We start from the raw sequence: 25,971 nt of genomic DNA, 5'->3' as shown, positions 1-25,971 counted from the left end.
GATGACCATGACGACATTATCCGCCCTATCGAACGCTAGCCTTGACCAACTTTTCCGTGAGGCTCGCACCCATCATCACTGGCTCAATACGCCTGTGAGCGCAGACACGCTAAATGCGCTGTATGCCCTGGCTATTCAAGGCCCAACAGCGGCTAATGCCCTGCCCGCACGCTTTGTCTTCGTGCAAAGCGAAGCAGCCAAAGCCCAGCTAAAACCGCACTTAGCGCCGGGCAATATTGAGCAGACCTTGGCAGCACCTGTCACCGTGATCGTCGGCATGGACTATGACTTCCCAGAGCATTTACCCCGCCTCTTTCCCTTTGCCGACGCCCGGAGTTGGTACGCGGGAAATGACGCGCTGATCGCGGAAACTGCACTGCGCAATAGCAGCTTACAAGCCGCCTATTTCATGCTGGCTGCGCGGTCATTAGGATTGGATGTAGGCCCCATGTCCGGATTTGATGCCGCAGGCGTAGATGCAACTTTTTTCAAAGACACGTCTGTCAAATCCAATTTACTGATTAATCTCGGGTATGGTGACCACTCGCGCTTACACCCCCGCGCACCCCGACCCGACTTTGCGGAGTATGCCCGCATCTGCTGAGGCTTTATGACCGACACACCGCGCCCGACCACGAAACGCCTGCTCAAACTGGCCGGCATGACCGCTCGCATTAGCGGCCACGCCGCCCGAGATCGCTGGCAGCGGCTTTGGCAAGATGGCAGCGTACGCAACGCCCAAGATGCCGCGTTGTACACGCGCATCGGCACGGAGATCGCGGCCACGCTGGGCGAAATGAAAGGCGCGGTGATGAAGGTCGGGCAAGTGGTCTCGCAATACCGCGACCTTCTGCCTGCCGAGCTGGTGGATGCGCTCACGCGCTTACAAAACGATGCGCCAGCACAACCGTTCAGCGCGATACTGCCCCGCCTGCAAGAGGCCTTTGGCCCGGACCTCAACCGTCATTTCCTCGACATTGAGCAACAGCCCATTGCCAGTGCATCGCTCGCGCAAGTGCATCGCGCCCGCCTACACAATGGCCGAGAAGTCGTGCTGAAAGTGCAGTATCCCGGCGTGGATGCCGCTGTTGCGGCCGATCTCAAGCAGCTAAAAGTTGCACTCAAAATAGCGCGAGTGCTTCCCGTTAAAAATGACATTCTCGACGCCCTCTTCCGTGAAATTGAGCAGAGCCTAAAAGCTGAGCTGGATTACCGCATTGAGGCCGCCGCTATTGAGCGTTTTCGGCACTATCACGCGGACAATCCGCGCATTGTGATTCCCGCCGTACTGACCGAGCTGAGCAATACCCGCGTACTCACCCTGAGCTTCGAACCAGGCGATAGCCTAGGCCAGCTCGATGAGCGCTACGACCAGAACTTACGCAATCAAATCGCGGCAACGCTGTTTCAGGCCCTAGGTCGTCAGCTCTATCAGTTTGGCGAAATTCACTGTGACCCCCATCCGGGCAACTTCGCCGCAAGGCTGGATGGCTCACTGGTGATTTACGATTTCGGCTGCATCAAAAAAGTCTCGCCGCATATTTTGCGTTGCTACGCCAACATGACTCGTGCTGCTCTCGCGGGCGATAGCGCCGCCATTGAGCACGGCTTAATTGCGTTGGGCGCACGCCAAACGGAACATACGCCGGCGCTAGCAGCGTCGTTTTATAGACCGTGGCTGGACTTGATGCAGGAGAGTTTTAGCGAGGAGCCCACCGACTTTGGCCGCTTCCCCCTGGCTGAACGGGTGATTGCGTTGAGTCGCGAGTCACTGCCACATTGGCGGGCCTTTCAACCCGTACCAGAAACCGTGATGGTCAATCGTGCCTTGGGCGGACACTACTGGAACTTAAGGCAACTCGGTGCGCAGTTGGCACTCAGGCCATTACTGCACACCGTATTACCCACGCCTTAAGGCGCGCTGGAGGACTCAGCTGGCGCGGTGTCTGGTACGTAATACACCGCACCACTGCTGGTACGAATCTCACGCATGCCGGACTTTTCGCTGCCCGACGCTGTGGTTGCGGCAGGCTGTGCCTGAGCAGCACCTGGCTCAGGGGTCGATGTTGGATTTTCCGGCACGTAATAAACGCCACCACTGGCCGTGGTGATTTTGCGCATCCCAGGGCGATCGCTAGGCGCAGACTTCGGCTCTGACTTTTTCGACTTCTTTTTCGAAGTCGGTGGCGTTTGCTCCGCTTGCAAGGCGGGATCCTGATCGTCCATGAAAGGCTTAGCCTGTGGCCTGAAGTCAGACTCTTCGCGCACCTTACTGGCTGGCTCAACTCTCTCAGCGGGTCGTGCGTCGATTTGCTGTACCGGCTGATACGGTGCATACGCTGCCGCTACAGGGTCTGCGGAGACCGCACTGAATGGCTTTGCACTGGGGTCAGGATTTGTTGATGGCGGCACATAGCTGGCCTGCGAGGGGGCTGGTTGAACAGCCCGGCGCGGTGCAGGTGCGGGCGCGGGCGCGGCGGCAGGTGCAGGCTGAGGACGAAGCGCTTGTGTCTCCACGTCGGCCAACGACAACGGCTGAGCCTGAATGGCTGCGGCATTATCGGCGGCATACACCTGGGGGGCGTTTTCATCGTTACGCGCTTGTGGCGCCGGCGTTTGCGCCTTTACAGGCGCTGGAGCCGCTGACGCTGGGGCTTTAGGCGCATTGGCTGCTGGCGCCACTGGCGCAGGTGCGGCCTTTACTGGCGCATTGCGCGCATCCCGCTGCAAGCCGCCCTGATAGATCTCTTGGATATTTGCAGGCAAACGCGTCAGACGACCTTCCTTATCCAGACCCAAGTCCACGCGACGCACAGAGGCATATTGCTTCTGCGTCAGCGCAGCAGCAGACGCTGCATCACGAAGAATAGTGGGCTGTAAGAACACCAACAGATTGCGTTTTACCCGTGATTCGCTGGTGGCACGGAACAGCACGCCCACGCCCGGCAAGTCGCCCAAGAAAGGCACTTTGCTGGTCGACTTCTTCACATCGTCCTGAACTAAGCCGCCCAATACAATGGTCTGACCGTCGTCAGCCAAAATGCTGGTTTTAATCGAGCGCTTATTGGTGATGATGTCGGAGGAGCGAATGCCATCAACGGAGGGCACCACAGAGGATACTTCCTGCTCCACATCTAGGCGCACGGTGCCGCCTTCGCTCAGCGATGGGGTGACCTTCAAGGTAATACCCACATCTTGGCGTTGAATGGTGGTGAAGGGGTTGGTGACGCCGGAGCCTGCCGTACCCGTCGAGCCGGTAATAAACGGCACGTTCTGACCCACCACAATTTTGGCTTCTTGATTGACCAAGGTCATGATACTGGGTGTCGACAGCAAGTTAGCGTCGGCGACCGAGTTCAGGGCCTGAATCAATGCCCCAATGAAGGTGCGGTCGCCATTACTGTCTTTGCTGGATGTGCCAATACCTAAGAGCGCGCCTTGGCCAATGCCCGCACTGGCGAAATTCCCGGTAGCGGCCGCCGTGGCCAAACTAACGGCACTCGCGCCTGCGTTATTAAAGTTAATCACACCAACACCGGAGGTGGGCGAGCCATAGGCCCACTGCACGCCGAGCTGGGCTGCGTTATCACCCGAGACTTCAACAATCGCGGCCTGGATTAGCACCTGCGCACGGCGCGAGTCCAAGTCGACCAAGATGGTTTCGATTTGGCGAATTTGGCGAGGGCTAGCCCGCACAATAAGGGCGTTTTGTGACTCGTCGGCAATCAGGCTGGATGAGCCCACGGTAATCGTGGTTGTGCCCGGCTGGCTGCGACCTGAGCCGCTATCACCATTGCTACTGAGGTTGGTGGTGCCGCTCGATGGCGAACTCGCTCCGGCACTCGTCGTGGTACTGGATTTATCTTTCTCATCCGCCAGCACGCCACGCAACACTTCAGCGACTTGGCGAGCATTGGCATATTTCAAGCGGAAGACCTTAACGACCTCATCACTCTGCTCGGGCGCTTCATCCAAGTTACGGATCATGGCGCGAACACGATCACGCAACGCCTTATCGCCGCGCACCAGCAAGCGATTGGTTCGCTCATCGGCCACAATGCGTACCTTGCCCGGCGCCTTGCCATCACGACCGGCCGCCGCACCGCCAGCCTCCATCGTTTCTAATATATTAATGAGGTCTTCGGCTTTACCATTCCGCAACGGAATAATTTCAATCGCATCGTCTGGCTGCCCACTATCCAGCTCACGAATCACCGCCTCCATGGCGTCGGCATTATTCGCGCGATCCGAAATGATTAAGGCATTGGCACCCGGCACCGAGGCCATGTGTGCAAACTGCGGCATCATGGGGCGCAGGGCCGCTAACAGCTCATTGGCATTCGCTTGCTGAAGCATGATGACGCGGGTCACCAACGTTTCACCGCTACCCAGGCCCGCAGCATCCACACGCACACCGGATTGGCGCGCATTGGTATCTGGCAGAATTTTAATGACAGGGCCATTCGGTACCGCTGCAAAGCCATTAATGCTCAAAACGCTTTGGAATAGCTCGTACAGCTCCGACGATGACATGGCGCGACTGGAAATAACCGTGACATTGCCTTTAACACGAGGGTCAACGACAAAGTTCTTACCGGTGATTTCCGCCATTTCATTCACAAGCGCAGAAATGTCGGCATCTTTCAGGTTAATTTTCCACGTCTTTTCCGCCCACACGGAGGGGGCCATCAGCAGTAACAGACTAAGTGCGAGGGGTTTCAAAGGAGGCATGTTCATGAGGCTCACAATTTCTGTTCGAGTGTGATGGTTTGTGCGCCACGCTGCACTTCCACGCGAGCACTGCCCGCCTGTTGCAACTGGCTCATGGTTTTTTGGTCTGCATCAAGGTCTTTACCCACTGCTTGGTTATTGACACTGACGATGCGATCACCGGGCTGCAAGCCGAAGCGCTGCAGCATGTCTTTGGGTGCCGTGATGCTCACGATGTATCCCTGCGACGTTCGGCGCAAGCCCATCTGTCGCAACGCGGCCATCGGTGAGTTGGCTAAGCGACTAGCGGCAGCACCCAAGGCATTTTGTGTTTGTGCAGCGGTGTTTGGCATTGGGGTATTCGGTGCGTTAGCTCCCGGCGCTGGTGTGCCAGGCTTATCAAAACGCAGTGTTTCTTCTTGTCCGTTACGGCTTAATACCACCAGACTTTCTTCTACGCGCAACAGCTCTGCACCACCCGGCAAGGCATCGCCCGGGCGATAAATTTGTACTTTATTGTCTGTGCGATCCGCAATAAATGCTCTCGCAAGCTGACGCGAGGGATTCGTCATAACCCCGTCCAGCCTGAGTTGCAAGGTGGTGCTTTGCTCGCTGGATGCCGCCGGGGCACTTTCTGTCTCACCAAACAGTCCAGCAATACGTTGCGGCTCAATTCGTGACGGCAAGACCACCACCGGCCCTGACGCAGGGGGCTGCAAGCGCTGTGACGCGCCCGCGCTAAACACCCAAAGAACTTTACCCAACTGCCAAGCCACTAGGGTTGCGACCAGCGTCAGGGCAAGCATGGCGATCACCGACCCCGCAGGATCTCGCCATAAGGATTGCCATCGATCTCGCCACTGCGCTGAATCCATCATCATTTCCTATTAACCGCCCTGGGACGATAACGGCTCTGACACCGTCAACACCACCAAGTCCAAATCATTCTTGCCAAGATAGCCCGGCTTCAGTCGCAGGAGTCGCTCACGGATTTGCCACTGAATGCGCTGATCTGCCGTTAATGTTACCGCAGCTAAGGCGCCGCCATCAGCACGCTGCGACAACTCGCCGACCAAGTTCTGATTAACGATACGCCAGCGCAGTAAGGCTGCAGGAATTTGCATTTCCTGAATTTGGCCTTGCAAGTTCAGTCTCAGCAAACCGCCTTGAGTCACTAGCTCGCCCGACGCATTAAGCCACTCGCCCTTTGTGTTGCGAGCAAACTGCATGGTGTCGCTGCGCCACGCCGGCATCACCAATTGCGGCAACAGCCAACTGGCATCGCCCGCCTGAGTAAGCACATCCGTAACCTGCAAGGACCACTGGCCGGGTTGCTTCTGCCAGTTAGCTTTTAGTGCGACCGGACCACCCAAGATGAGGTCAGCGCCATAGGCAAAACGCCACAGCGAACTCAGCTGTAACTGCCAAGCAATGTAAAGAGGCATGCCTTGACGTCGCGTTTGCAATTGACCGTCAAGCAAGGTTCCGCCCAAGGCGACACTACCCGCATCGGCGCCATTTGCCGCCATCACCGGTGCTAGTCGTGAAACGACTAAGCTAGCCGGCGCATGAAGCACCAGTGAAACAAGAAGCACAATGACAATGGGCATCGCCATCATGAACCATTTTTGCTTTCTTCCTAACACCGCATATCCTCGCCGACCCCGCGACCCAATGTCAGCACACTGTAAAGGTTCGTGATAATAGCCTGAAAACACCTTCATGCTTGTGTGTTTTGCGTGAACGAAAAAAGCCACCGCAAGGGTGGCTTTTTCAGTTACCGCACGACCATAGCTTAGATGAGAAAGCTATCTTGAGCAGCGCCGGCAGCAATGGCATCGGCCAACCAGCGTGGGCGCTTACCACGGCCCGTCCAGGTCTGGCTGGCATCTGCAGGATTGCGATACTTCGCAGGAACCGGTGGGCGCGTTGAGGCCGCCTTGGCCACTTTACCGCCGCCAGCCTGTGCGACCAACTCAGCAACGCTTACACCTGCCTCACGAGCAATACGCTCGATTTCAGCACGTGCACCTTGCAATTTGCTGGCTTGTGCCTTCTTGGCATCAATGAGCTCCTGCGCTTTTTGAATCAGGGCTTCCAATTCCTGAACAGACATTGCATTTAACTGCTTAGCCATGAATATACCCTCAAGTGCTGATTAATAAATAACTAGCGAAATATATCCATTATGAGCGCAGTCAACAAGGCTTAATGAATAAATTTACTGTTTAAAATAATTAACCCCTGAAAGTCAGGGGTTAATTCAGAAAATCACATTGGCCTTGATCCCATTAAAAGGGAATATCGTCATCAAAGCTTTCCATTGCTGCTGGAGCCGCAGGGCGGGCTGGAGCAGACGGATTAGGCCTTGGCGCTGCCGCGCGTGGAGCTTGAGCGGCTGGCGCATCAAAGTCTGCATAATTAGGCATGCTCTGATCTTCGCCGCCCTCATAGCTATTGGATTGCCCGCCACCCTTGGTGTCTAGCATTTGCAAGGAGTTACCCTTAATTTCAGTGCTATATCGATCTTGGTTGGTTTGTTTATCCTGCCATTTGCGCGTGTGCAATGAGCCCTCTAAATAAACCTTAGAGCCCTTGCGCAAATACTCGCCTGCAATTTCAGCTAAACGGCCATAAAAAACCACACGATGCCATTCCGTCTGCTCTTGCATCGCACCGGTATTTTTATCTTTCCAAGACTCACTCGTGGCTACGGTAATGTTTGCCACAGCGCCGCCTGATGGCAGATAGCGCACTTCGGGGTCTTTGCCCAAATTGCCAATTAAAATGACTTTGTTAACGCCACGCATAACTCACTCCACCCCAAGGGCTTATTGTTGTGACAGAACTGTAGAGCACGCATCGGCGCCCCGCTAGTCACGTCGGTAAAATTTTCACTGGCCAGCCGGACAAGGCACTGTCTGACCATTGCTTTGGATCAACTTTTAAATACACCACAGACTCTTCCGGCAAGTGCACTAGCTCTTCCACGCCCACCAGTGCTTGCAGCGCCTCAATCTGTGCTGTTGTCAGTAATACGCCGGGTAACGGCTGGAGTGTTAGGCTCTTGCCATAACGCGGCTGACTCATTCCTGCAGCACGCCCTATCCAAAGTAATACCACGAGCGCAAGAATCACAAAGATACTGAGCTGCCCCGGCAAACTATGGCTTAAGCCGCCGAGAATGCCACCCAAAAAAGCCCCCAGAAACTGGCTACTACTGTATATCCCCATCGCCGTTCCCTTGCTACCAGCAGGGCTGACTTTGCTGACCAGCGACGGCAACAAGGCCTCCAACAGATTAAAGGCGAAAAAGAACAGACACACCGCTGCAATTAACGCGACCAAGCCCTGTGCCTGCGACAGTGCCACCATCGCCATCGCGAGCATGACGATGGCAAATAGGAAGACCTCCTTCATTCGCTGCTGTCGTTCAGCCACAATCACGGCAGGAATCAGCGCAATAAATGCCAGCAGCATAACCGGCAAATATAACCAGCCATGTTTTGCCACGGGCAAGCCTGCGGAAACGAGCAATGGCGGCAACGCCACAAAACAGGCTGTCATGACTAAATGCAGGGTAAAAATGCCCATATTCAGCCGCGATAATTCAGGATGACGCGAAAGTGCCACCAGTTGCTCGCGATAGCGCAGCGGCAGTTGCCTTCGAGCAACGGCCGCCCTTGGCACGAACTTCAGCGCAATGAAGATCGCCGCAACGCCCATCAGCGCAGTAGCAGCAAATAGTCCCGATAGCCCTACCGCATTCGCCAGCACCGGGCCAAGCACGAAGGCGACTGCAAATGAAACACCAATACTCATGCCTATCGTCGCCATGGCTTTGGTGCGATTTTCTTCACGCACGGTATCCGACATTAAGGCCATCACAACCGCAGAAATTGCGCCCGAGCCCTGCAGAAAGCGCCCAAAAATCACGCCCCAGATCGACGTTGAGAGCGCAGCAATAGCACCACCCAAAGCAAACAGGGCCAATCCAATCAGAATTAACCGGCGGCGATCATAACGATCCGCCAATAAACCAAAGGGGATTTGCAGCATCAGCTGCGCCAGCCCGTATGCGCCCACTGCCAGGCCTATTAAGAGCGGAGTTGCGCCACTCAGCGTCGTGCCATAGACAGAAAAGACCGGCAGGATCATGAAAAGACCAATCATTCGCAGCGAAAAAAGGCCTGACAACGAAAAGACAGCGCGGCGCTCGAGTGGCGAATAACGGGACATTTCAGACAAACACTCTATAGAAAGGCGATAGTGTAACAGTGCTTTCGCCTCGAAGAACTGAACACGCAACAGTCTGTTCTCTGCGCCATGCCATGAGTTTTGCGTATACTGCTTGATTGATTTTTACGAGCGCGCTGAGACGGCATGAGTAGCATTAAAGTTCGCGGGGCCCGAACCCACAATTTAAAAAATATTGATGTCGATATTCCACGCAACAAGTTTGTGGTGATCACGGGGCTGTCCGGCTCCGGTAAGTCCTCACTCGCCTTTGATACGCTCTATGCGGAAGGCCAGCGCCGCTATGTTGAGTCGCTGTCGGCTTATGCGCGGCAATTCCTATCCCTCATGGAAAAGCCGGACGTGGATCATATTGAGGGGCTCTCGCCAGCCATCTCTATTGAACAAAAGTCCACATCCCACAACCCGCGCTCCACGGTTGGCACCATCACGGAAATTCACGACTACCTAAGACTGCTGTTTGCCCGGGCCGGCACCCCGCGCTGCCCAGATCATGATGTTGCGCTTGCCGCTCAAACCGTCAGCCAAATGGTCGACCATGTTTTGGCGTTGCCTGAAGGTACGGGGCTGATGCTACTCGCCCCCGTCATTCGTGAGCGCAAAGGCGAGCATCTTCATGTTTTTGAGAAACTCAAAGCGGAAGGATTTGTGCGCGCTCGCATTAACGGCCTTGTCGTCGATTTAGACGAAGCGCCGGTGCTCGACAAACAAAAGAAACACACGATTGAGGTAGTGGTTGATCGCTTTAAAGTACGCCCCGACCTCAGCCTACGCCTGGCCGAATCCTTCGAAACGGCATTACGCATTGCCGAGGGCGTGGCCTGGATCGCCAGCTTAGATGGCAGCCTGCCAGAGCAAGTCTTCTCCGCACGGTTTAGCTGCCCGCACTGCGGTTACTCCATTACCGAACTTGAACCTCGCTTATTTTCATTTAATAACCCCGCAGGTGCCTGCCAAAGCTGTGACGGCCTAGGTGTTAAGCAGTTTTTTGACCCCAAACGACTGATTAATCATCCCGAGCTTTCACTTTCTGAGGGCGCGATAAAGGGCTGGGACCGTCGCAATTTTTATTATTATGCGATGCTGGAATCATTAGCCCAGCACTATCGCTTCGAGCTTGATACCGCGTGGGAAAAACTCACCCCAAAGATTCAACACATCCTGCTTCATGGCTCTGGAGACGATGAGATTCAGTTCACTTATGTGGGCGACCGCGGCAAGCAAGTGATTCGTGAGCACAGTTTCGAGGGGATTCTCACAAACCTCGAGCGACGCTATCGCGAAACCGAATCGAATAGCGTGCGCGAAGAGCTGGGCCAGCTACTTAACTCTGCCCCATGCTCCGACTGCGGCGGCTCACGACTTCGACGCGAAGCGCGCAACGTATTCATCAACGAACTGAACTTACCGCAGATTTCGAGACTCCCTATCGCTAAGGCTAACGAAACCTTTGCGCTCATGCGCTTACCGGGCGCGAAAGGCGAGATAGCCGAAAAGATCCTGAAGGAAGTTCGCGAACGCTTACAGTTCCTGGTGAACGTGGGCTTAGACTATCTCAGTCTCGACCGCTCGGCAGACACCTTATCGGGTGGAGAGGCGCAACGTATTCGCTTGGCATCACAAATCGGTGCCGGCCTAGTCGGTGTCATGTATGTGCTTGATGAGCCATCCATTGGCTTACATCAACGAGACAACGAGCGACTACTGGCGACCTTGGTGCATCTGCGCGATCTAGGTAACTCTGTTCTCGTCGTTGAACATGACGAGGACGCTATTCGAGCTGCGGATTATGTCATCGACATTGGCCCCGGCGCCGGCATACACGGCGGACGTGTCATTGCCTCGGGCAGCTATGAAGACCTACTGAGCACCGAAGGCTCCTTAACAGCGGATTACCTCTCCGGGCGTAAGCGCATTGAAATCCCCAAGAAGCGCCATCCGTATAATCCAGAGCAAGTACTCCGGCTGGTCGGTGCCCGCGGAAATAACCTGAAGAATGTCACGGCAGAAATTCCGCTGGGGCTAATGACCTGTGTCACGGGCGTATCAGGCTCCGGCAAGTCCACCCTCATCAATGCCACGTTGTATCCCGTTGCCGCACATGCACTTAACGGGGCTGCCGAAAGGACACCAGCCGAACACGATGCCATTGAAGGCATGCAGCTTTTAGATAAGGTCGTTGATATTGATCAAAGCCCGATTGGCCGCACCCCGCGCTCTAATCCGGCAACCTATACCGGTATTTTTACCCCAGTACGCGAGCTCTTTGCCGGAACTCAAGAAGCAAGATCTCGCGGCTACGGACCCGGCCGATTCTCCTTTAACGTGAAAGGTGGCCGCTGCGAAGCTTGTCAGGGCGATGGCGTTATTAAGGTTGAAATGCACTTCCTACCCGATGTGTATGTGCCCTGCGATGTTTGCAAAGGCAAACGCTATAACCGCGAAACATTAGACATTCGCTATAAAAATAAGAACATCACTGAAGTCTTAGAGATGACCGTGGAAGCTGCACGTGATTTCTTTGATGCCGTTCCTGCACTCGCGAGGAAGCTACAGACGCTAATGGATGTGGGGCTGTCTTACATCACACTGGGTCAGGCAGCCACCACATTGTCCGGCGGCGAAGCGCAGCGTGTGAAGCTGTCACGAGAGCTCTCAAAACGTGACACCGGGCGTACGCTGTACATTCTGGATGAGCCCACGACCGGCCTACACTTTCATGATATTCAGCAATTACTGGGCGTGCTTCACCGCCTACGCGACCAAGGCAACACGGTCGTCATTATTGAGCACAACCTAGATGTCGTTAAAACAGCGGACTGGGTCATAGACCTAGGGCCAGAGGGCGGCGAAAGCGGCGGCGAGATCCTAGCGACTGGCACTCCTGAGCAGATTTGCCTAGTAGAGCTATCACATACCGGGCGCTTTTTAGCTCCGCTCTTGGCCATGCAGCGCTAAGCTGCCTCGCCAAGAGCGACTATACAGACGAAAAAAAACCGGCCTAAGCCGGTTTTTTTAACTCAACCATTAATGCTTATTCAGCATCAACCGCTGCACCAGCAATGGCACGATCAACCAGTTCGACGTACGCCATAGGCGCGTTGTCACCAGGACGGTTACCAGCTTTCAGAACACGCAGGTAACCACCATTGCGCTCTTTGTAGCGTGGGCCGAGAACAGTGAACAACTTGCCGACGATTTCTTTCGAACGCGTACGAGCAAATGCCAAACGGCGGTTTGCAACGTTGTCGTGCTTGGCAAGCGTGATTAGCGGTTCGGCGATACGGCGAAGTTCTTTCGCTTTCGGCAGAGTTGTGCGAATCAGTTCGTGCTCAAACAGAGACACTGCCATGTTCTGGAACATGGCCATACGGTGGCTGCTGGTGCGGCCGAGTTTTACACCACTATTACGATGACGCATGGCAGTTTTCCTACACTAATTCAGTTGCCGATCAACGACCGCGAAAATTCAAACGGTCATCGTTACGCAGGCTAGCCGGAGGCCAGTTATCAAGGCGCATACCGAGGGACAAGCCCTTGGAAGCCAATACATCCTTGATTTCGGTCAGCGACTTCTTGCCCAAGTTCGGCGTTTTCAGCAATTCTACTTCGGTGCGCTGGACCAGATCACCAATGTAGTAAATGTTTTCTGCTTTCAAGCAATTGGCTGAACGAACAGTCAATTCCAGATCGTCAACCGGACGCAATAAGATCGGATCTACATCCGGACCTGCGCCACCAGCAGCAACCGGAGCAGCATCAGACTCTAAGTCTACAAAGACCGAGATCTGTTGTTGCAAAACCGTAGCAGCGCGACGGATCGCTTCTTCTGCTTCGATGGTGCCATTGGTTTCCAAGTCAATCACTAGCTTGTCGAGGTCAGTGCGCTGTTCTACACGAGCACTCTCAACGACATAAGCAACGCGAAGGATAGGGCTGAACGAAGCATCGAGCAGCAGACGGCCAATCGGACGCGTTTCTTCGTCGTCATAACGCGAGTCAGCTGGCTCATAACCACGACCACGAGCAACACGCAGCTTCATCTTAAGATGAGCGTTGCTACCTAATGTGGCAATGACATGCTCTGGATTAACGATTTCAACATTGTGTGGAATCGTTAAATCACCGGCTGTAACTACGCATGGACCTTTAGCGTCGATGTGCAGAACAGCTTCCTGTTGTTCGAACAACTTGATAGCAAGGCCTTTCAGGTTCAACAGGATTTCAATGACATCTTCCTGAACACCTTCGATGGCGCTGTATTCGTGTTCAACGCCTTCAATCTCAACATCCACCACGGCAGCGCCAGGCATGGACGAGAGCAGAATGCGACGCAACGCGTTACCCAATGTGTGACCGAAGCCGCGCTCTAGCGGCTCCAGGGTCACCTTGGCGCGGTTGCCACTGACAGCCTGTACAGCAATGCTGCGCGGTGTCAGAAACTCATTGACCTGTGACATGGAAGAGACCTCAAATCAATCGATTACTTGGAGTACAGTTCAACGATCAAGTTTTCGTTGATATCTGAAGACAGATCACTGCGCTCAGGACGAGACTTGAAAGTACCTTCCATCTTCGTCGCATCAACGGTCAACCATGCTGGAATGCCGCGCTGTGCAGCGAGTTCCAGAGCATTCTTAACACGCAGCTGCGCTTTAGCTTTCTCATGCAGAGAAATCACATCACCAGCCGACACCTGAATGGAGGCGACGTTGACGCGAACACCGTTGACCAAAATGGCACGGTGGCTAACCAGCTGACGTGCTTCCGAACGGGTCGAACCGAAGCCCATGCGATAAACAACGTTGTCGAGACGCGATTCGAGCAGTTGCAGCAAGTTCTCACCGGTAGCACCCTTAATACGGGCAGCTTCCTTGTAGTAGTTGCTGAACTGACGCTCAAGCACGCCGTAGATACGACGAACTTTCATCTTTTCACGATGCTGGGTACCGAAGTCCGACATACGACCCTTGCGGGACGCGCCGTGTTGACCTGGTGGGGTATCCGCTTTGCACTTCGAATCCAGTGCGCGGACGCCGCTCTTCAATTGAAGATCGACGCCTTCGCGACGGGAGAGCTTGCACTTGGGACCAATATAACGAGCCATTTTCCCAGTCTCCTCTTACACGCGACGCTTTTTGGAAGGACGACACCCGTTGTGCGGGATAGGCGTCACATCTGAAATGCTATTAATTTTATAACCCACTGCGTTTAAAGCACGCACGGCGGACTCGCGGCCCGGGCCCGGACCCTTAACTTGCACATCCAGATTCTTTAGACCGTATTCCTGGGCAGCTTTACCAGCTACTTCGGCGGCCACCTGGGCGGCAAATGGGGTGGACTTGCGGGAACCGCGGAAGCCCTGACCACCGGAGGTGGCCCAGGCCAGTGCGTTACCTTGACGATCGGTAATCATCACAATGGTGTTATTAAAAGAAGCATGAATGTGCGCGATGCCGTCGGTGACCTGACGGGTCACCTTCTTGCGACCGCGCGAATTATCTTTTGCCATCTTTTAGCTTCCGAGTTCAGCAGAATGAATGAAATTTATTTCTTAAGTGCCTTGCGCGGACCCTTACGAGTACGAGCATTGGTCTTAGTGCGCTGACCACGAACCGGCAGACCGCGACGGTGGCGAATGCCACGGTAGCAACCCAGGTCCATGAGACGCTTGATGTTCATGGATACTTCACGACGGAGGTCACCCTCTGTTGTAACAGTAGCCACTTGAGCACGCACCTGATCTAGCTGCGCATCTGTTAGCTCCTTAATCTTAGTAGCCGGAGCAATACCAACTGCCTCGAGGATCTTGGCAGATGTTGTGCGACCGATACCAAAGATGTAGGTCAGCGAGATGACCGCATGCTTGTTATCAGGAATGTTGACGCCGGCTATACGAGCCATTGACCTTTACTCCACTTCTTGGCGTATCAGACTGGTGATTCAGACTATGCACGAAAGGCGCGAGAGTCTAACGACTCCAACAGTCTAAAGCAACCAATAACTGAGAATTAACCCTGGCGCTGTTTGTGGCGCGGTTCCGCGCTGCAAATAACCCGCAGGCTTCCATTACGACGAACGATCTTGCAGTTGCCGCAAATTTTCTTTACTGAGGCTTGAACTTTCATGGTTCAACTTCTCCAACAAAATCAGTGATGAACGAATTAACGAATCTGGCCAGCCGGGCCGAAACCCTTGAGGTTGGCTTTCTTCATCAGGGATTCATACTGATGGGACATCAGATGGGACTGGACCTGAGACATAAAGTCCATGACCACCACCACCACGATCAACAAGGACGTACCACCGAGGTAGAACGGCACATTGAAGGCAACTTGCAAAATCATCGGCAGCAAACACACTGCAGCAATGTAAATTGCACCGATCAGGGTCAGACGACCAAGAACAGAATCGATATAGCGGCTGGTTTGCTCGCCCGGACGAATACCTGGAATATAGGCACCCGACTTCTTTAAATTGTCTGCTACGTCACGAGGGTTAAATACCAACGCCGTATAGAAGTAGCAGAAGAAAATAATTAAGGCTGCGAACAAGACCAAGTACAAAGGCTGTGCGGGAGCCAACAACAGCGATACTTCTTGCAGGGCACGCTGAACAGCATTTGGATTAGGCGCCTGAGCAAACCATTGCCCCAAGCTCGCTGGGAACAAGAGCAACGAGCTAGCAAAAATAGCAGGGATCACGCCAGCCATGTTCAACTTCAAAGGAAGGTGGCTTTGCTGTGCCGCAAACACTTTTCTACCCTGCTGACGCTGAGCGTACTGCACTGTGATACGACGTTGACCGCGCTCCATAAAGATCACAGCAGCCACGACAGCAAGCGCAAGTACACCCACAACAATCAAACCAATAACACTGATTTCACCCTGACGAGCAGACTCAAGTGCTCCACCAATTGCGCTGGGCATACCCGCAACGATACCGGCAAAAATAAGCATGGAAATACCGTTGCCTACACCGCGCTCGGTAATTTGTTCTCCAAGCCACATCAAAAACATAGAGCCGGCAACGAGGGAGACAATGGCGGGAACATAAAAAGCCATACCCGTAGCGATGGTAATGCCCTGGGACTGCAGACCAACTGACATACCAATGGCCTGGACTAATGCCAGCAAGACCGTAGCGTACCGCGTGTATTGATTAATCTGACGACGGCCAGACTCACCTTCTTTCTTCAGCGCTTCGAGGGAAGGAATCACACTCGAAGCCAGCTGCATAATAATAGAGGCCGAAATGTACGGCATGATGCCCAATGCAAGAATGGACATACGCTCTAAAGCACCACCCGAGAACATGTTGAACAAGCTCAAGATGGTGTCTTTATTGCGGTCAAACAGGGCGGCTAGCTGATCCGGATTGATGCCCGGAACAGGAATATGGGCGCCGAGGCGAAACACCAGCAAAGCAAACAACAAAAAGCCGATACGTTGCCAAAGCTCGGACATGCCTTTTTGCATACCAGGATTTTGGAGCATCTCACGCGCTTGTTGCTTGTTACCGGTGTTTGCCATCGTGCTTATTCCTCGACCTTGCCGCCAGCTGCTTCAATAGCAGCGCGCGCGCCCTTGGTCACTGCAACGCCTTTAACAGTTACGGCACGAGCCACTTCACCCGACAGGATGATGCGAGCACGAACCATGTCTTTACGAACAATATTGGCAGCCTTCAGGCTATCCAATGTGATTTCGCCTTCAACATGAGCGATTTCGGAAAGACGAACTTCAGCCGTTACTTGTTGCTTGAGCGAAGTAAAGCCGAACTTTGGAAGACGACGATACAATGGCATCTGGCCGCCTTCGAAACCGGTACGGACTTTGCCCTTACCACGTGACTTCTGGCCCTTAACACCCACGCCACCGGTCTTGCCTAAGCCAGAACCGATACCGCGACCGCGACGCTTTGGCGCGTGGGTCGAACCCTCGGCCGGTTGCAGATCATTCAGGTACATGATTAACCCTCCACCTTCACAAGGTAGTGAACCTTGTTGATCATGCCGCGGTTTGACGGCGTATCAATCACTTCAACCGAATGGCCGATGCGACGCAGACCCAAGCCCAACAAGCAAAGCTTGTGGTTCTTGAGTTTGTGTGCGCTGGAGCGCACTTGCGTAACCTTGATGGTTTTCATCTGATTACCCCAGGATTTCTTCAACTGTCAGACCACGCTTAGCAGCGACCTGATCAGCATTAGTCATGGACGACAAACCATTGAACGTAGCGTGAACCACGTTATTGGCATTGGTCGAGCCGTAGCACTTAGCGAGCACGTTTTGCACGCCAGCAACTTCCAGAACAGCACGCATAGCGCCACCAGCGATAACGCCAGTACCTTCAGAAGCAGGCTGCATGTAAATGCGCGTTGCGCCGTGCTGACCCTTGATTGGGTGCTGAATAGTTGTGCCATTAAGATCAACCTGGATCATGTTGCGACGAGCAGCTTCCAGAGCCTTTTGAATGGCCGCTGGAACTTCACGTGCTTTACCGCGACCGAAACCAACGCGGCCATTGCCATCGCCAATCACTGTCAGTGCTGTAAAAGCGAAAATCTTACCGCCTTTCACCGTCTTGGAAACTCGGTTGACTTCAACCAGCTTCTCGACGAAACCTTCGTTTTGTTCAAGCTTAGCCATGATTCAACCCTTAGAATTCCAGACCGGCTTCACGCGCGGCGTCAGCCAGTGCTTTGACACGGCCGTGATACTTAAAGCCAGAGCGATCGAATGCCACTTTAGTGACACCCGCAGCTTTAGCACGTTCAGCGAGCAGCGCACCCACTTTCTGGGCTGCATCGACGTTACCGGTAGCGCCATCGCGCAGAACCGCATCAAGCGTGGAAGCCTGAGCCAGAACTGTGCCGCCGCAAGCCGAAAACAGCTGTGCGTACATGTGGCGTGGGGTGCGGTTAATGCAGAGACGCACTGCACGTTGTTCGCGAATTTTGATGCGCGTGCTGCGCGAACGGCGCAGGCGAGCTACTTTCTTTTCGTTCATGACGATACCTACCCGTTACTTCTTCTTCGCTTCTTTACGTAGGACATTTTCACCTACGTAACGCACACCCTTGCCCTTATAAGGCTCTGGCGGACGATAAGCGCGCACATTGGCGGCGGCCTGGCCGAGCAACTGTTTGTTGACCGACTTCAGGATGATTTCAGTTGGTGTTGGCGTTTCCGCGGTCACACCTTCTGGCAGGTTGTAGTCAACAGGGTGCGAGAAACCGAGAGCGAGGTTCAGAACCTTACCCTTAGCCGCAGCCTTATAACCCACACCGATGAGCTGTAAACGACGCTCGAAACCAGCAGAAACGCCGATAACGAGGTTGTTCATTACTGCACGAGCGGTACCAGCCTGCATCCACGCAGCCTGCGAGTCTTCACGCGGGCTCAGCTTCAGCTCAGTACCTTCCTGAGCGATAGCGACCAGGCTATGCAATACGGTAGAGAGTTCGCCCTTGGCGCCCTTAACCTGCACATCCTGACCGTTAATGGTCACTGTAACCCCAGCAGGGATAGTGACCGGCGATTTAGCTACACGAGACATCTTCAGTCATCCTTACGAAACGAGAGCGATGACTTCACCACCAACGCCAGCAGCACGTGCGGCGCGGTCAGTCATGATGCCCTTGTTGGTGGAGACAATCAGAATGCCCAGACCCTGCTTAACGCGGGTCAGGTCATCCTTGCCTTTGTAAATACGCAGGCCTGGACGGCTCACGCGCTTGATTTCTTCGATAACTGGCTTGCCTTCGTAATACTTGAGGGCGAGCGTCAGTACCGGCTTCACTTCCGCCGAAACATCAGCAGAAGCAATGTAGCCTTCATCTTGCAGCAGCTTCGCCAAGGACACTTTCAGCTTGGACGATGGCATGCCAACGGTCGGCTTGCCGGCGCGTTGGGCATTGCGGATGCGGGTCAGCATGTCCGCAACGGTATCTTGCATACTCATTCTAAAATCCTCTTACCAGCTGGCCTTAACGACGCCGGGAACATCACCACGCATCACTGCTTCACGCAGTTTGATACGACCCAAGCCGAACTTACGGAAGAAACCGTGAGGACGACCTGTGATGCCGCAACGATTGCGCAAACGCGAAGGGCTCGAATCACGTGGCAGATCCTGCAAACGCAGAATGGCAGCCCAACGCTCTTCGTCAGTCGCAGTCACGCTAGCAATAGTGGCCTTCAATTCGCCGCGCAGTTTGGAGTACTTCGCGACCAGCTTTTCGCGCTTGGCTTCGCGGTTCAACATGCTTTTCTTAGCCATGATTCAGTCTCACTTGAACGGGAATTGGAAGGCACGCAGCAGTGCGCGACCTTCTTCATCGGTGCGAGCCGATGTGGTAATGACGATGTCGAGACCGCGGAGCTTCTCGATTTTGTCGTATTCGATTTCAGGGAACACGATTTGTTCTTTGATACCGAGGCTATAGTTCCCGCGACCATCAAACGACTTCGGGCTAAAACCACGGAAGTCGCGAATACGAGGAATCGTGATACCAATCAGTCGATCCAGGAATTCGTACATCATGTCGCCGCGAAGCGTCACTTTGCAGCCAATGGGCCAACCGTCGCGGATTTTGAAGCCAGCGATGGATTTACGAGTGAGCGTGACAACGGGTTTCTGGCCAGAAATCAGCTGCATATCGGCCACGGCGCCATCGATAAGCTTCTTATCTTGGCTAGCACCGCCCACTCCCATATTCAGAGTAATCTTCGTGATGCGAGGAATCTCCATCACATTCTTGAGACCGAGCTCCGCCTGCAGCTTAGGCGCGATCTCGTTCTTGTAAACAGCTTTCAGTCTGGCCATTTCAACCAATCTACCTTACTTGATGTCGACAACTTCGCCGGTGGACTTGAATACGCGAACCTTCTCGCCATCTTCAAGTACCTTATAACCGACTCGGTCTGCCTTCTGGGTTGCCTGATTGAACAAAGCGACATTGGAAATATCGAGGGACGCTTCGCGCTCCAAGATACCGCCCTGCTCGCCCTTGTTCGGGTTGGCCTTGACATGCTTTTTCACCAGGTTAATCCCGGCGACAACGACACGACCTTCGAGAACGCTTGCAACTTTGCCGCGCTTACCCTTGTCCTTGCCTGCAATCACGACCACTTCGTCGTCACGCTTGATCTTTGCCATCACTCTTTACCTTTAAAGCACTTCAGGCGCGAGGGAGATGATCTTCATGAACTGTTCTGTACGCAGTTCACGAGTCACCGGCCCGAAAATACGGGTGCCGATCGGTGCCTTGTTGTTATTCAGAATCACAGCGGCGTTGTCATCAAAACGAATCAACGAACCGTCTGCGCGGCGAATACCTTTTTTGGTACGCACTACAACAGCGTTCATTACGTCGCCTTTCTTGACCTTGCCACGAGGAATCGCTTCCTTCACTGTGACCTTGATGACGTCACCGACCGAGGCATAACGACGGTGCGAACCGCCCAATACCTTGATACACATGACGCGACGAGCGCCGCTGTTGTCAGCGACCTCGAGCATCGTTTCGGTCTGAATCATTGCTCTCTCCAAACCCAAAAAATGGGACCCCGACTCGCGGGGCGCGAAATGATAACTGATGCGGCCTTCGGCCGCAATTCAAACTCAGCGAGCGTCGGACTTTTCGACGACAGCCACCAAAGTCCAATTTTTAGTTTTGGACAATGGACGGCACTCGGAGATCGTAACAATGTCGCCTTCTTGGCAAACATTTTGTTCATCATGCGCATGCAGCTTGGTCGAGCGAGTGATGTACTTGCCGTACACCGGGTGCTTGACTTTACGTTCAATCAGAACAGTGATGGACTTGTCCATCTTGTTGCTGACGACTTTGCCGGTCAGCGTGCGCTGAATTTGGTTCTGTTCCGTCATGATCAGTTACCTTGCTTCTCGGTCAGAAGGGTCTTGATACGAGCGATGCTCTTACGAACAACGCCGATCTTGCTGTTTTGAGTCAGCTGACCAGTGGCCTGAGCCATGCGCAGAGTGAACTGCTGACGGTTCAGGTTGTCGAGTTCCTTGTTCAGGTCTTCGACGCTTTTTTCACGCAATTCTTTGGCGTTCATTACATCACCGTCCGAGTCACGATAGTGGTCTTCAAAGGAAGCTTAGCGGCAGCCAAGGTGAAGGCTTCACGAGCCAAGGATTCAGCAACACCCTCGATTTCGTACAGCATCTTGCCTGGCTGAATTTCGGCAACCCAGTATTCCACGCTACCTTTACCTTTACCCATACGTACTTCGAGTGGCTTTTGTGTGATCGGCTTATCCGGGAAAACACGGATAAAGATCTTGCCACCACGCTTTACGCGACGGGAAATTGCACGACGAGCAGCTTCGATTTGACGGGCCGTAATACGACCACGCTCAATCGACTTCAGGCCGATCGTGCCGAATGCCACGGAACTGCCACGAAGTGCCAGACCCGTGTTGCGGCCCTTATGGACCTTACGAAACTTGGTACGCTTAGGCTGTAACATCTCTCAACCCCTTAGTTCTTCGCACCGCGCTTCTTGGCGGGACGAGCTTCTTCCACTGGGGTCGGGGCAGCTACCTGCTCCATACCACCAAGGATTTCGCCCTTGAAAATCCACACCTTGACGCCGATACAGCCGTAAGTTGTTTCTGCACGAACAATCGAATAATCGATGTCTGCACGCAGGGTATGTAGTGGCACGCGGCCTTCGCGGTACCATTCGGTACGTGCGATTTCAGCGCCGCCTAAACGACCCGAAACTTCGACCTTGATACCCTTAGCACCGGCACGCATGGAGTTCTGTACAGCGCGCTTCATGGCGCGACGGAACATCACACGACGCTCGAGCTGCGACGCGATGCTGTCTGCAACCAACTTCGCATCGAGATCCGGCTTGCGGATTTCGTCGATGTTGATCTGCACCGGCATCTTCATCAGCTTGGCAACATCACGGCGCAGACGTTCTACGTCCTCACCTTTCTTACCAATCAGAACGCCTGGGCGAGCTGTGGAGATCGTGATGCGCGCATTCTCGGACGGACGCTCGATGAGGATCTTGCTGATCGAAGCTGCCTTTAGGCGCTCGTTCAGGAAGTCGCGCACCTGGAGGTCGGCGAGCAAGAATTCAGCGTATTGCTTCGGGCTGGCGTACCAGTTCGCGTTGTGCTTCTTAACGATGCCCAGGCGAATACCGATTGGATGAACTTTCTGACCCATTTCTTCAGCCCCTTACTTGCCTTCGGCCACGATGACGGTGATGTGGCAGGTACGCTTGCTGATACGATCAGCGCGACCTTTAGCACGCGGCTGAATACGCTTCAGCGTGATGCCTTCATCCACACAGATAGTGGCGACACGAAGTTCGTCCACATCCGCACCCTGGTTATGTTCGGCGTTAGCAATAGCCGACATGATCACTTTTTTAACAAAGTGAGCAGCCTTCTTGTTGCTGAACGTCAGCGTGTTCAGCGCCAGCTCAATCTTCAAACCACGAACCTGGTCAGCGACGAGGCGGGCTTTCTGGGCCGAGATCGGCGCGCCACGCAATTTGGCGATAGCTTCCATCATGCTCTCCTTATCGCTTCGACTTTTTGTCGACAGCGTGACCACGATAGGTACGAGTCGGCGAGAACTCACCCAGTTTGTGGCCGACCATATGCTCAGTCACGAGGACCGGGATATGTTGCTTGCCGTTATGCACGGCAATTGTCAGGCCAACCATTTCTGGGAGAATCATCGAACGACGCGACCAGGTCTTGATGGGCTTCTTGGAATGTACGGCCGCTGCAGCTTCCACCTTAACGAACAGGTGAGTGTCTACAAACGGACCTTTTTTCAGTGAACGAGGCATAGTGGCTCTCCTCTACCCATTACTTGACGCGACGGTCGCGGACAATCATGCCGCTCGTACGCTTGTTGTTACGGGTCTTGTAACCCTTGGATGGCGTGCCCCATGGCGACACCGGCTGAATGCCCTTGTTACGGCCTTCACCACCACCGTGCGGATGGTCAACCGGGTTCATGGCCATACCACGAACTGTTGGTCGAATACCGCGCCAGCGACTGGCACCAGCCTTACCCAGTGAGCGCAGGCTGTGCTCGCTGTTGGACACTTCGCCGAAGGCAGCACGGCAATCCACATGAATCTTGCGCATTTCGCCCGAACGCAGACGCACAATGGCGTATGCACCGTCGCGACCGAGCAACTGAGCCGAAGTACCCGCCGAGCGCACTAACTGTGCACCCTTGCCTGGCTTCAATTCGATGCAGCAAATGGTCGAACCGAGCGGCATGTTACGCAGCGGAAGCACGTTACCGACCTTGATCGGAGCGGCATCGCCGGACATCACAGCATCGCCAACTTGCTGACCCTTGAGGGCCACCATGTAACGACGATCACCATCAGCATACTTCAACAAAGCGATATGCGCGGTACGGTTCGGGTCATATTCAATACGCTCAACAACGGCCGGAATGCCGTCCTTGCCGCGCTTGAAATCGATGACGCGATAAAGCTGCTTGTGACCACCACCAATGTGACGCATTGTGATATGGCCATTGTTGTTACGACCACCGGAACGCTTTTTGCTCTCAACGAGCGGAGCGTGCGGACGACCTTTGTGAAGATGGTCATGAACGACCTTCTCAACAAAGCGACGACCCGGGGAAGTCGGTTTACATTTTACGATTGGCATGTCAGTACTCCCGGCCCTTACTCAGCTGCAACAGCTGCGGCGAAGTCGATTTGAGCGCCATCTTTCAAGGAGACATAAGCCTTCTTGAAGTCTTGACGACGACCGAGGGAACCGCCGAAACGCTTGCTCTTGCCTTTAGTCAGCGTGGTGTTAACCGACGCAACTTCGACCTTAAACAGTGTTTCCACGGCCTTTTTGATTTCCAGCTTGTTGGCGTCGCGACGAACTTTGAACACCACTTGATTATGCTTTTCAGCAATCATCGTGGCCTTCTCAGAGACATGCGGCGCAAGCAATACCTGCAACAGACGTTCTGTGTTCATCCCAGTTCCACCTCAAGTTTCTTGGCTGCAGGTACAGACATCAGCACCTTCTCAAAGCCAATCAGACTCACCGGATCAACAGCCGTGGTGTCGATAACTTCGACATGCGGCAGGTTGCGTGCGGCGAGATAAAGATTCTCGTCAACAGCATCCGTAATGATCAGGGTATTTTTCAGACCCAGAGCATTGAGCTTGCCCAGCAGTTCTTTGGTCTTTGGCGCCGAGACAGTGAAGTCATCAACGAAAACCAAACGATCCTGGCGAACGAGTTCGGCCAGAATGCACTGCATGGCACCGCGATACATTTTGCGGTTAACCTTTTGATCCCAGTCTTGTGGGCGGGCAGCAAAGCTCTTGCCACCACCACGCCAGATTGGGCTACGGATCGAACCGGCACGTGCACGGCCCGAACCTTTCTGGTTGAACGGCTTTTTGCCGCCACCGCTGACTTCTGCGCGGGACTTCTGAGCCTTAGTACCCTGACGTGCGCCAGCCATGTAGGCGACGACAACTTGGTGTACGAGGGCTTCATTGAAGTCCTTGCCGAAGGCAACTTCGGAGAGCTCTAAGGCTGCTCCGGAAACAGTCTTCAGGTTCACGTTAATCTCCCTCAGGCCTTAACGGACGGACGTACGATGACGTCGTTACCGGTAGCACCCGGAATGGCACCCTTAATGACGAGCACACTGCGCTCAACATCAACGGAAACGATTTCCAGACCCTGGACAGTGACGCGCTCAGCACCCATATGGCCGGCCATCTTCTTGCCCTTGAACACCTTGCCTGGGCTCTGGTTTTGACCAGTGGAACCATGGACACGATGCGATACAGAGTTACCGTGGGTAGCGTCTTGCGTACGGAAGTTCCAACGCTTAACTGGACCCTGGAAGCCCTTACCTTTAGAAACACCGGTAACGTCTACGGCCTGACCAACGCTAAACAGCGTAACTTCAAGCTGACCGCCAACGGCAAGGCCTGCAGCCTCTTCGCCAGCAACACGGAATTCCCAAACGCCACGACCCGCTGCAACACTTGCCTTAGCAAAGTGACCAGCCATGGCCTTGGTTACGCGAGAAGCACGACGCTCACCAGTTGTTACTTGAACAGCCTGGTAGCCATCGCTTTCCAGCGACTTAATTTGTGTGATGCGGTTCGGATCGATTTCGATCACAGTGACCGGCACAGAAACGCCAGCCTCCGTGAACACGCGGGTCATCCCGCACTTACGACCGACTAATCCAATAGCCATTTATTCAAACCTCTTTAGCAACTTGATCTCTCAAGAGACTCAATGCTGAACGATCAACCCAAGCTGATCTGAACATCCACGCCAGCGGCGAGGTCCAGCTTCATCAGTGCGTCAACGGTCTTATCCGTTGGCATCACGATGTCCACAAGACGCTTGTGAGTACGAATTTCGTACTGGTCACGCGCATCCTTGTTGACGTGCGGAGACGTCAGGACGTTGAAGCGCTCGATACGCGTAGGCATCGGGATAGGGCCACAAACCTGGGCACCTGTACGCTTCGCGGTTTCGACAATTTCAAGCGCCGATTGGTCGATCAGACGATGATCGAACGCCTTCAGGCGGATGCGAATTCTCTGGCTAGCCATTCCAGCAACTCCAAAGCAAAAAAGAACTAGCCCACCACTGACTTGCTTATCAGGGGAAGGCTTCTCACAAACCGGTCCGGGAACAATGCCCCGGCTGTAACACCACCCTGTTGTCAGGGGTGGCGCATAGTAGTGGATATCTATTCGTTGCGCAACTACTAATCACGCAAAGTCCTTATATTCCACCCACAATACCGCTAAGTATTGTTTACCACTCAATGGGCCTGTCGAAACAGGCCCATTGACTCACCCTTAGGCGAAGATTTTAGCTACAACACCCGCGCCGACGGTACGACCGCCTTCACGAATGGCGAAGCGCAGACCTTCTTCCATAGCGATTGGAGCGATCAGGACAACGTTCACCTTGATGTTGTC

General features: G+C 54.1%; 38 protein-coding genes. 3 read left to right on the top strand and 35 right to left on the bottom strand.

What is annotated here, in order from left to right:
• Window positions 1-7: 7 nt before the first annotated feature.
• A complete protein-coding gene (locus tag A8710_RS11325; RefSeq protein WP_068861063.1) occupies window positions 8-604 on the top strand; it encodes a malonic semialdehyde reductase in 597 nt (198 codons plus the stop codon).
• Window positions 605-610: 6 nt separating this feature from the next.
• Window positions 611-1,915 carry an ABC1 kinase family protein gene (locus tag A8710_RS11320; protein WP_068860882.1) on the top strand — a complete coding sequence of 435 codons (1,305 nt, stop codon included), beginning with the start codon at window positions 611-613 and terminating at the stop codon, window positions 1,913-1,915.
• On the opposite strand, the gene gspD is transcribed toward A8710_RS11320, so the two are convergent.
• The 6 genes from gspD to A8710_RS11290 all read right to left on the bottom strand — a co-directional run bounded on the left by gspD (window position 1,912) and on the right by A8710_RS11290 (window position 8,949).
• Entirely contained in the window at window positions 1,912-4,737 is a 2,826-nt protein-coding gene (gspD, locus tag A8710_RS11315) for a type II secretion system secretin GspD (RefSeq protein WP_068860880.1), read from the bottom strand. The genes A8710_RS11320 and gspD overlap by 4 nt on opposite strands.
• Before the next feature lie 5 nt (window positions 4,738-4,742).
• On the bottom strand, window positions 4,743-5,585 hold the full coding sequence (locus tag A8710_RS11310; RefSeq protein WP_068860878.1) for a type II secretion system protein N: 843 nt from the start codon (window positions 5,583-5,585) through the stop codon (window positions 4,743-4,745).
• A gap of 12 nt (window positions 5,586-5,597) precedes the next feature.
• Window positions 5,598-6,329 (bottom strand): hypothetical protein, encoded by a 732-nt coding sequence (locus A8710_RS11305; protein ID WP_068860876.1) that lies wholly within the window; start codon window positions 6,327-6,329, stop codon window positions 5,598-5,600.
• Between the two features lie 176 nt (window positions 6,330-6,505).
• On the bottom strand, window positions 6,506-6,847 hold the full coding sequence (locus tag A8710_RS11300) for an H-NS histone family protein (protein ID WP_068860875.1): 342 nt from the start codon (window positions 6,845-6,847) through the stop codon (window positions 6,506-6,508).
• A gap of 154 nt (window positions 6,848-7,001) precedes the next feature.
• Window positions 7,002-7,520, bottom strand: coding sequence for a single-stranded DNA-binding protein (gene ssb / locus A8710_RS11295; RefSeq protein ID WP_068860873.1), 519 nt, complete (start codon window positions 7,518-7,520; stop codon window positions 7,002-7,004).
• A gap of 67 nt (window positions 7,521-7,587) precedes the next feature.
• Complete coding sequence (locus A8710_RS11290; RefSeq protein WP_068860871.1) at window positions 7,588-8,949, bottom strand: MFS transporter; 1,362 nt, start codon at window positions 8,947-8,949, stop codon at window positions 7,588-7,590.
• Between the two features lie 144 nt (window positions 8,950-9,093).
• On the opposite strand from A8710_RS11290, the gene uvrA reads away from it, so the two are divergent.
• A complete protein-coding gene (uvrA, locus tag A8710_RS11285; RefSeq protein ID WP_068860869.1) occupies window positions 9,094-11,925 on the top strand; it encodes an excinuclease ABC subunit UvrA in 2,832 nt (943 codons plus the stop codon).
• 76 nt (window positions 11,926-12,001) lie between these two features.
• On the opposite strand, the gene rplQ is transcribed toward uvrA, so the two are convergent.
• From rplQ to A8710_RS12125, 29 genes are all read right to left on the bottom strand, one after another.
• Window positions 12,002-12,388 carry a 50S ribosomal protein L17 gene (rplQ, locus tag A8710_RS11280; protein ID WP_068860867.1) on the bottom strand — a complete coding sequence of 129 codons (387 nt, stop codon included), beginning with the start codon at window positions 12,386-12,388 and terminating at the stop codon, window positions 12,002-12,004.
• 31 nt (window positions 12,389-12,419) lie between these two features.
• Window positions 12,420-13,427, bottom strand: a complete 1,008-nt coding sequence (locus A8710_RS11275; RefSeq protein ID WP_068860865.1) for a DNA-directed RNA polymerase subunit alpha — start codon at window positions 13,425-13,427, stop codon at window positions 12,420-12,422.
• Window positions 13,428-13,450: 23 nt separating this feature from the next.
• Window positions 13,451-14,074, bottom strand: coding sequence for a 30S ribosomal protein S4 (gene rpsD / locus A8710_RS11270; protein WP_068860863.1), 624 nt, complete (start codon window positions 14,072-14,074; stop codon window positions 13,451-13,453).
• 15 nt (window positions 14,075-14,089) lie between these two features.
• The gene (gene rpsK, locus A8710_RS11265) at window positions 14,090-14,479 is read right to left on the bottom strand and encodes a 30S ribosomal protein S11 (protein WP_068860861.1); all 390 of its coding nucleotides are present in this window, start codon (window positions 14,477-14,479) and stop codon (window positions 14,090-14,092) included.
• Between the two features lie 35 nt (window positions 14,480-14,514).
• A complete protein-coding gene (gene rpsM / locus A8710_RS11260) occupies window positions 14,515-14,871 on the bottom strand; it encodes a 30S ribosomal protein S13 (RefSeq protein ID WP_068860859.1) in 357 nt (118 codons plus the stop codon).
• Window positions 14,872-14,978: 107 nt separating this feature from the next.
• Entirely contained in the window at window positions 14,979-15,095 is a 117-nt protein-coding gene (gene rpmJ, locus A8710_RS12130; RefSeq protein ID WP_082968850.1) for a 50S ribosomal protein L36, read from the bottom strand.
• Between the two features lie 36 nt (window positions 15,096-15,131).
• Window positions 15,132-16,463 (bottom strand): preprotein translocase subunit SecY, encoded by a 1,332-nt coding sequence (gene secY / locus A8710_RS11255; RefSeq protein ID WP_198341703.1) that lies wholly within the window; start codon window positions 16,461-16,463, stop codon window positions 15,132-15,134.
• 41 nt (window positions 16,464-16,504) lie between these two features.
• Window positions 16,505-16,936 carry a 50S ribosomal protein L15 gene (gene rplO / locus A8710_RS11250; RefSeq protein ID WP_068860858.1) on the bottom strand — a complete coding sequence of 144 codons (432 nt, stop codon included), beginning with the start codon at window positions 16,934-16,936 and terminating at the stop codon, window positions 16,505-16,507.
• A 2-nt stretch (window positions 16,937-16,938) separates the two neighbouring features.
• Window positions 16,939-17,115, bottom strand: a complete 177-nt coding sequence (rpmD, locus tag A8710_RS11245) for a 50S ribosomal protein L30 (RefSeq protein ID WP_068860856.1) — start codon at window positions 17,113-17,115, stop codon at window positions 16,939-16,941.
• Window positions 17,116-17,119: 4 nt separating this feature from the next.
• Complete coding sequence (gene rpsE, locus A8710_RS11240; RefSeq protein ID WP_068860854.1) at window positions 17,120-17,617, bottom strand: 30S ribosomal protein S5; 498 nt, start codon at window positions 17,615-17,617, stop codon at window positions 17,120-17,122.
• 10 nt (window positions 17,618-17,627) lie between these two features.
• Entirely contained in the window at window positions 17,628-17,978 is a 351-nt protein-coding gene (gene rplR / locus A8710_RS11235) for a 50S ribosomal protein L18 (RefSeq protein WP_068860852.1), read from the bottom strand.
• Between the two features lie 15 nt (window positions 17,979-17,993).
• Complete coding sequence (rplF, locus tag A8710_RS11230; protein WP_068860850.1) at window positions 17,994-18,527, bottom strand: 50S ribosomal protein L6; 534 nt, start codon at window positions 18,525-18,527, stop codon at window positions 17,994-17,996.
• A gap of 12 nt (window positions 18,528-18,539) precedes the next feature.
• Window positions 18,540-18,932: a 30S ribosomal protein S8 gene (gene rpsH / locus A8710_RS11225; protein WP_068860848.1), complete on the bottom strand. Its 393-nt coding sequence runs from the start codon at window positions 18,930-18,932 to the stop codon at window positions 18,540-18,542.
• A 12-nt stretch (window positions 18,933-18,944) separates the two neighbouring features.
• The gene (rpsN, locus tag A8710_RS11220) at window positions 18,945-19,250 is read right to left on the bottom strand and encodes a 30S ribosomal protein S14 (protein ID WP_068860846.1); all 306 of its coding nucleotides are present in this window, start codon (window positions 19,248-19,250) and stop codon (window positions 18,945-18,947) included.
• A 9-nt stretch (window positions 19,251-19,259) separates the two neighbouring features.
• Window positions 19,260-19,796, bottom strand: coding sequence for a 50S ribosomal protein L5 (rplE, locus tag A8710_RS11215; RefSeq protein WP_068860844.1), 537 nt, complete (start codon window positions 19,794-19,796; stop codon window positions 19,260-19,262).
• A gap of 15 nt (window positions 19,797-19,811) precedes the next feature.
• Complete coding sequence (gene rplX, locus A8710_RS11210) at window positions 19,812-20,129, bottom strand: 50S ribosomal protein L24 (RefSeq protein WP_068860842.1); 318 nt, start codon at window positions 20,127-20,129, stop codon at window positions 19,812-19,814.
• Window positions 20,130-20,141: 12 nt separating this feature from the next.
• Entirely contained in the window at window positions 20,142-20,510 is a 369-nt protein-coding gene (rplN, locus tag A8710_RS11205; protein WP_068860840.1) for a 50S ribosomal protein L14, read from the bottom strand.
• An 84-nt stretch (window positions 20,511-20,594) separates the two neighbouring features.
• Window positions 20,595-20,861, bottom strand: coding sequence for a 30S ribosomal protein S17 (gene rpsQ, locus A8710_RS11200; protein WP_068860838.1), 267 nt, complete (start codon window positions 20,859-20,861; stop codon window positions 20,595-20,597).
• Window positions 20,862-20,863: 2 nt separating this feature from the next.
• Entirely contained in the window at window positions 20,864-21,055 is a 192-nt protein-coding gene (gene rpmC, locus A8710_RS11195; protein WP_068860836.1) for a 50S ribosomal protein L29, read from the bottom strand.
• Window positions 21,055-21,468, bottom strand: coding sequence for a 50S ribosomal protein L16 (rplP, locus tag A8710_RS11190; RefSeq protein WP_068860833.1), 414 nt, complete (start codon window positions 21,466-21,468; stop codon window positions 21,055-21,057). The genes rpmC and rplP overlap by 1 nt, the downstream gene beginning before the upstream one ends.
• 11 nt (window positions 21,469-21,479) lie before the next feature.
• Window positions 21,480-22,181 carry a 30S ribosomal protein S3 gene (gene rpsC / locus A8710_RS11185; protein WP_068860831.1) on the bottom strand — a complete coding sequence of 234 codons (702 nt, stop codon included), beginning with the start codon at window positions 22,179-22,181 and terminating at the stop codon, window positions 21,480-21,482.
• Window positions 22,182-22,193: 12 nt separating this feature from the next.
• Window positions 22,194-22,529, bottom strand: a complete 336-nt coding sequence (gene rplV, locus A8710_RS11180) for a 50S ribosomal protein L22 (protein ID WP_068860829.1) — start codon at window positions 22,527-22,529, stop codon at window positions 22,194-22,196.
• 10 nt (window positions 22,530-22,539) lie between these two features.
• Complete coding sequence (rpsS, locus tag A8710_RS11175) at window positions 22,540-22,815, bottom strand: 30S ribosomal protein S19 (RefSeq protein ID WP_068860827.1); 276 nt, start codon at window positions 22,813-22,815, stop codon at window positions 22,540-22,542.
• A gap of 19 nt (window positions 22,816-22,834) precedes the next feature.
• Window positions 22,835-23,659: a 50S ribosomal protein L2 gene (gene rplB, locus A8710_RS11170; RefSeq protein ID WP_068860825.1), complete on the bottom strand. Its 825-nt coding sequence runs from the start codon at window positions 23,657-23,659 to the stop codon at window positions 22,835-22,837.
• 17 nt (window positions 23,660-23,676) lie between these two features.
• The gene (gene rplW / locus A8710_RS11165; protein ID WP_068860823.1) at window positions 23,677-23,982 is read right to left on the bottom strand and encodes a 50S ribosomal protein L23; all 306 of its coding nucleotides are present in this window, start codon (window positions 23,980-23,982) and stop codon (window positions 23,677-23,679) included.
• Window positions 23,979-24,596: a 50S ribosomal protein L4 gene (gene rplD / locus A8710_RS11160; RefSeq protein ID WP_454557330.1), complete on the bottom strand. Its 618-nt coding sequence runs from the start codon at window positions 24,594-24,596 to the stop codon at window positions 23,979-23,981. Before rplD ends, rplW begins: the two co-directional genes overlap by 4 nt.
• A complete protein-coding gene (rplC, locus tag A8710_RS11155; RefSeq protein WP_068860819.1) occupies window positions 24,593-25,231 on the bottom strand; it encodes a 50S ribosomal protein L3 in 639 nt (212 codons plus the stop codon). Before rplC ends, rplD begins: the two co-directional genes overlap by 4 nt.
• Before the next feature lie 53 nt (window positions 25,232-25,284).
• A complete protein-coding gene (gene rpsJ / locus A8710_RS11150) occupies window positions 25,285-25,596 on the bottom strand; it encodes a 30S ribosomal protein S10 (RefSeq protein WP_022957085.1) in 312 nt (103 codons plus the stop codon).
• Window positions 25,597-25,848: 252 nt separating this feature from the next.
• The coding region (locus A8710_RS12125) for an EF-Tu C-terminal domain-related protein (protein WP_454557329.1) at window positions 25,849-25,971 on the bottom strand (123 nt) is incomplete at its 5' end.

Source organism: Perlucidibaca aquatica, assembly GCF_001676655.1.
Classification (GTDB): domain Bacteria; phylum Pseudomonadota; class Gammaproteobacteria; order Pseudomonadales; family Moraxellaceae; genus Perlucidibaca; species Perlucidibaca aquatica.
This window is presented reverse-complemented; position numbering and strand designations above follow the sequence as displayed.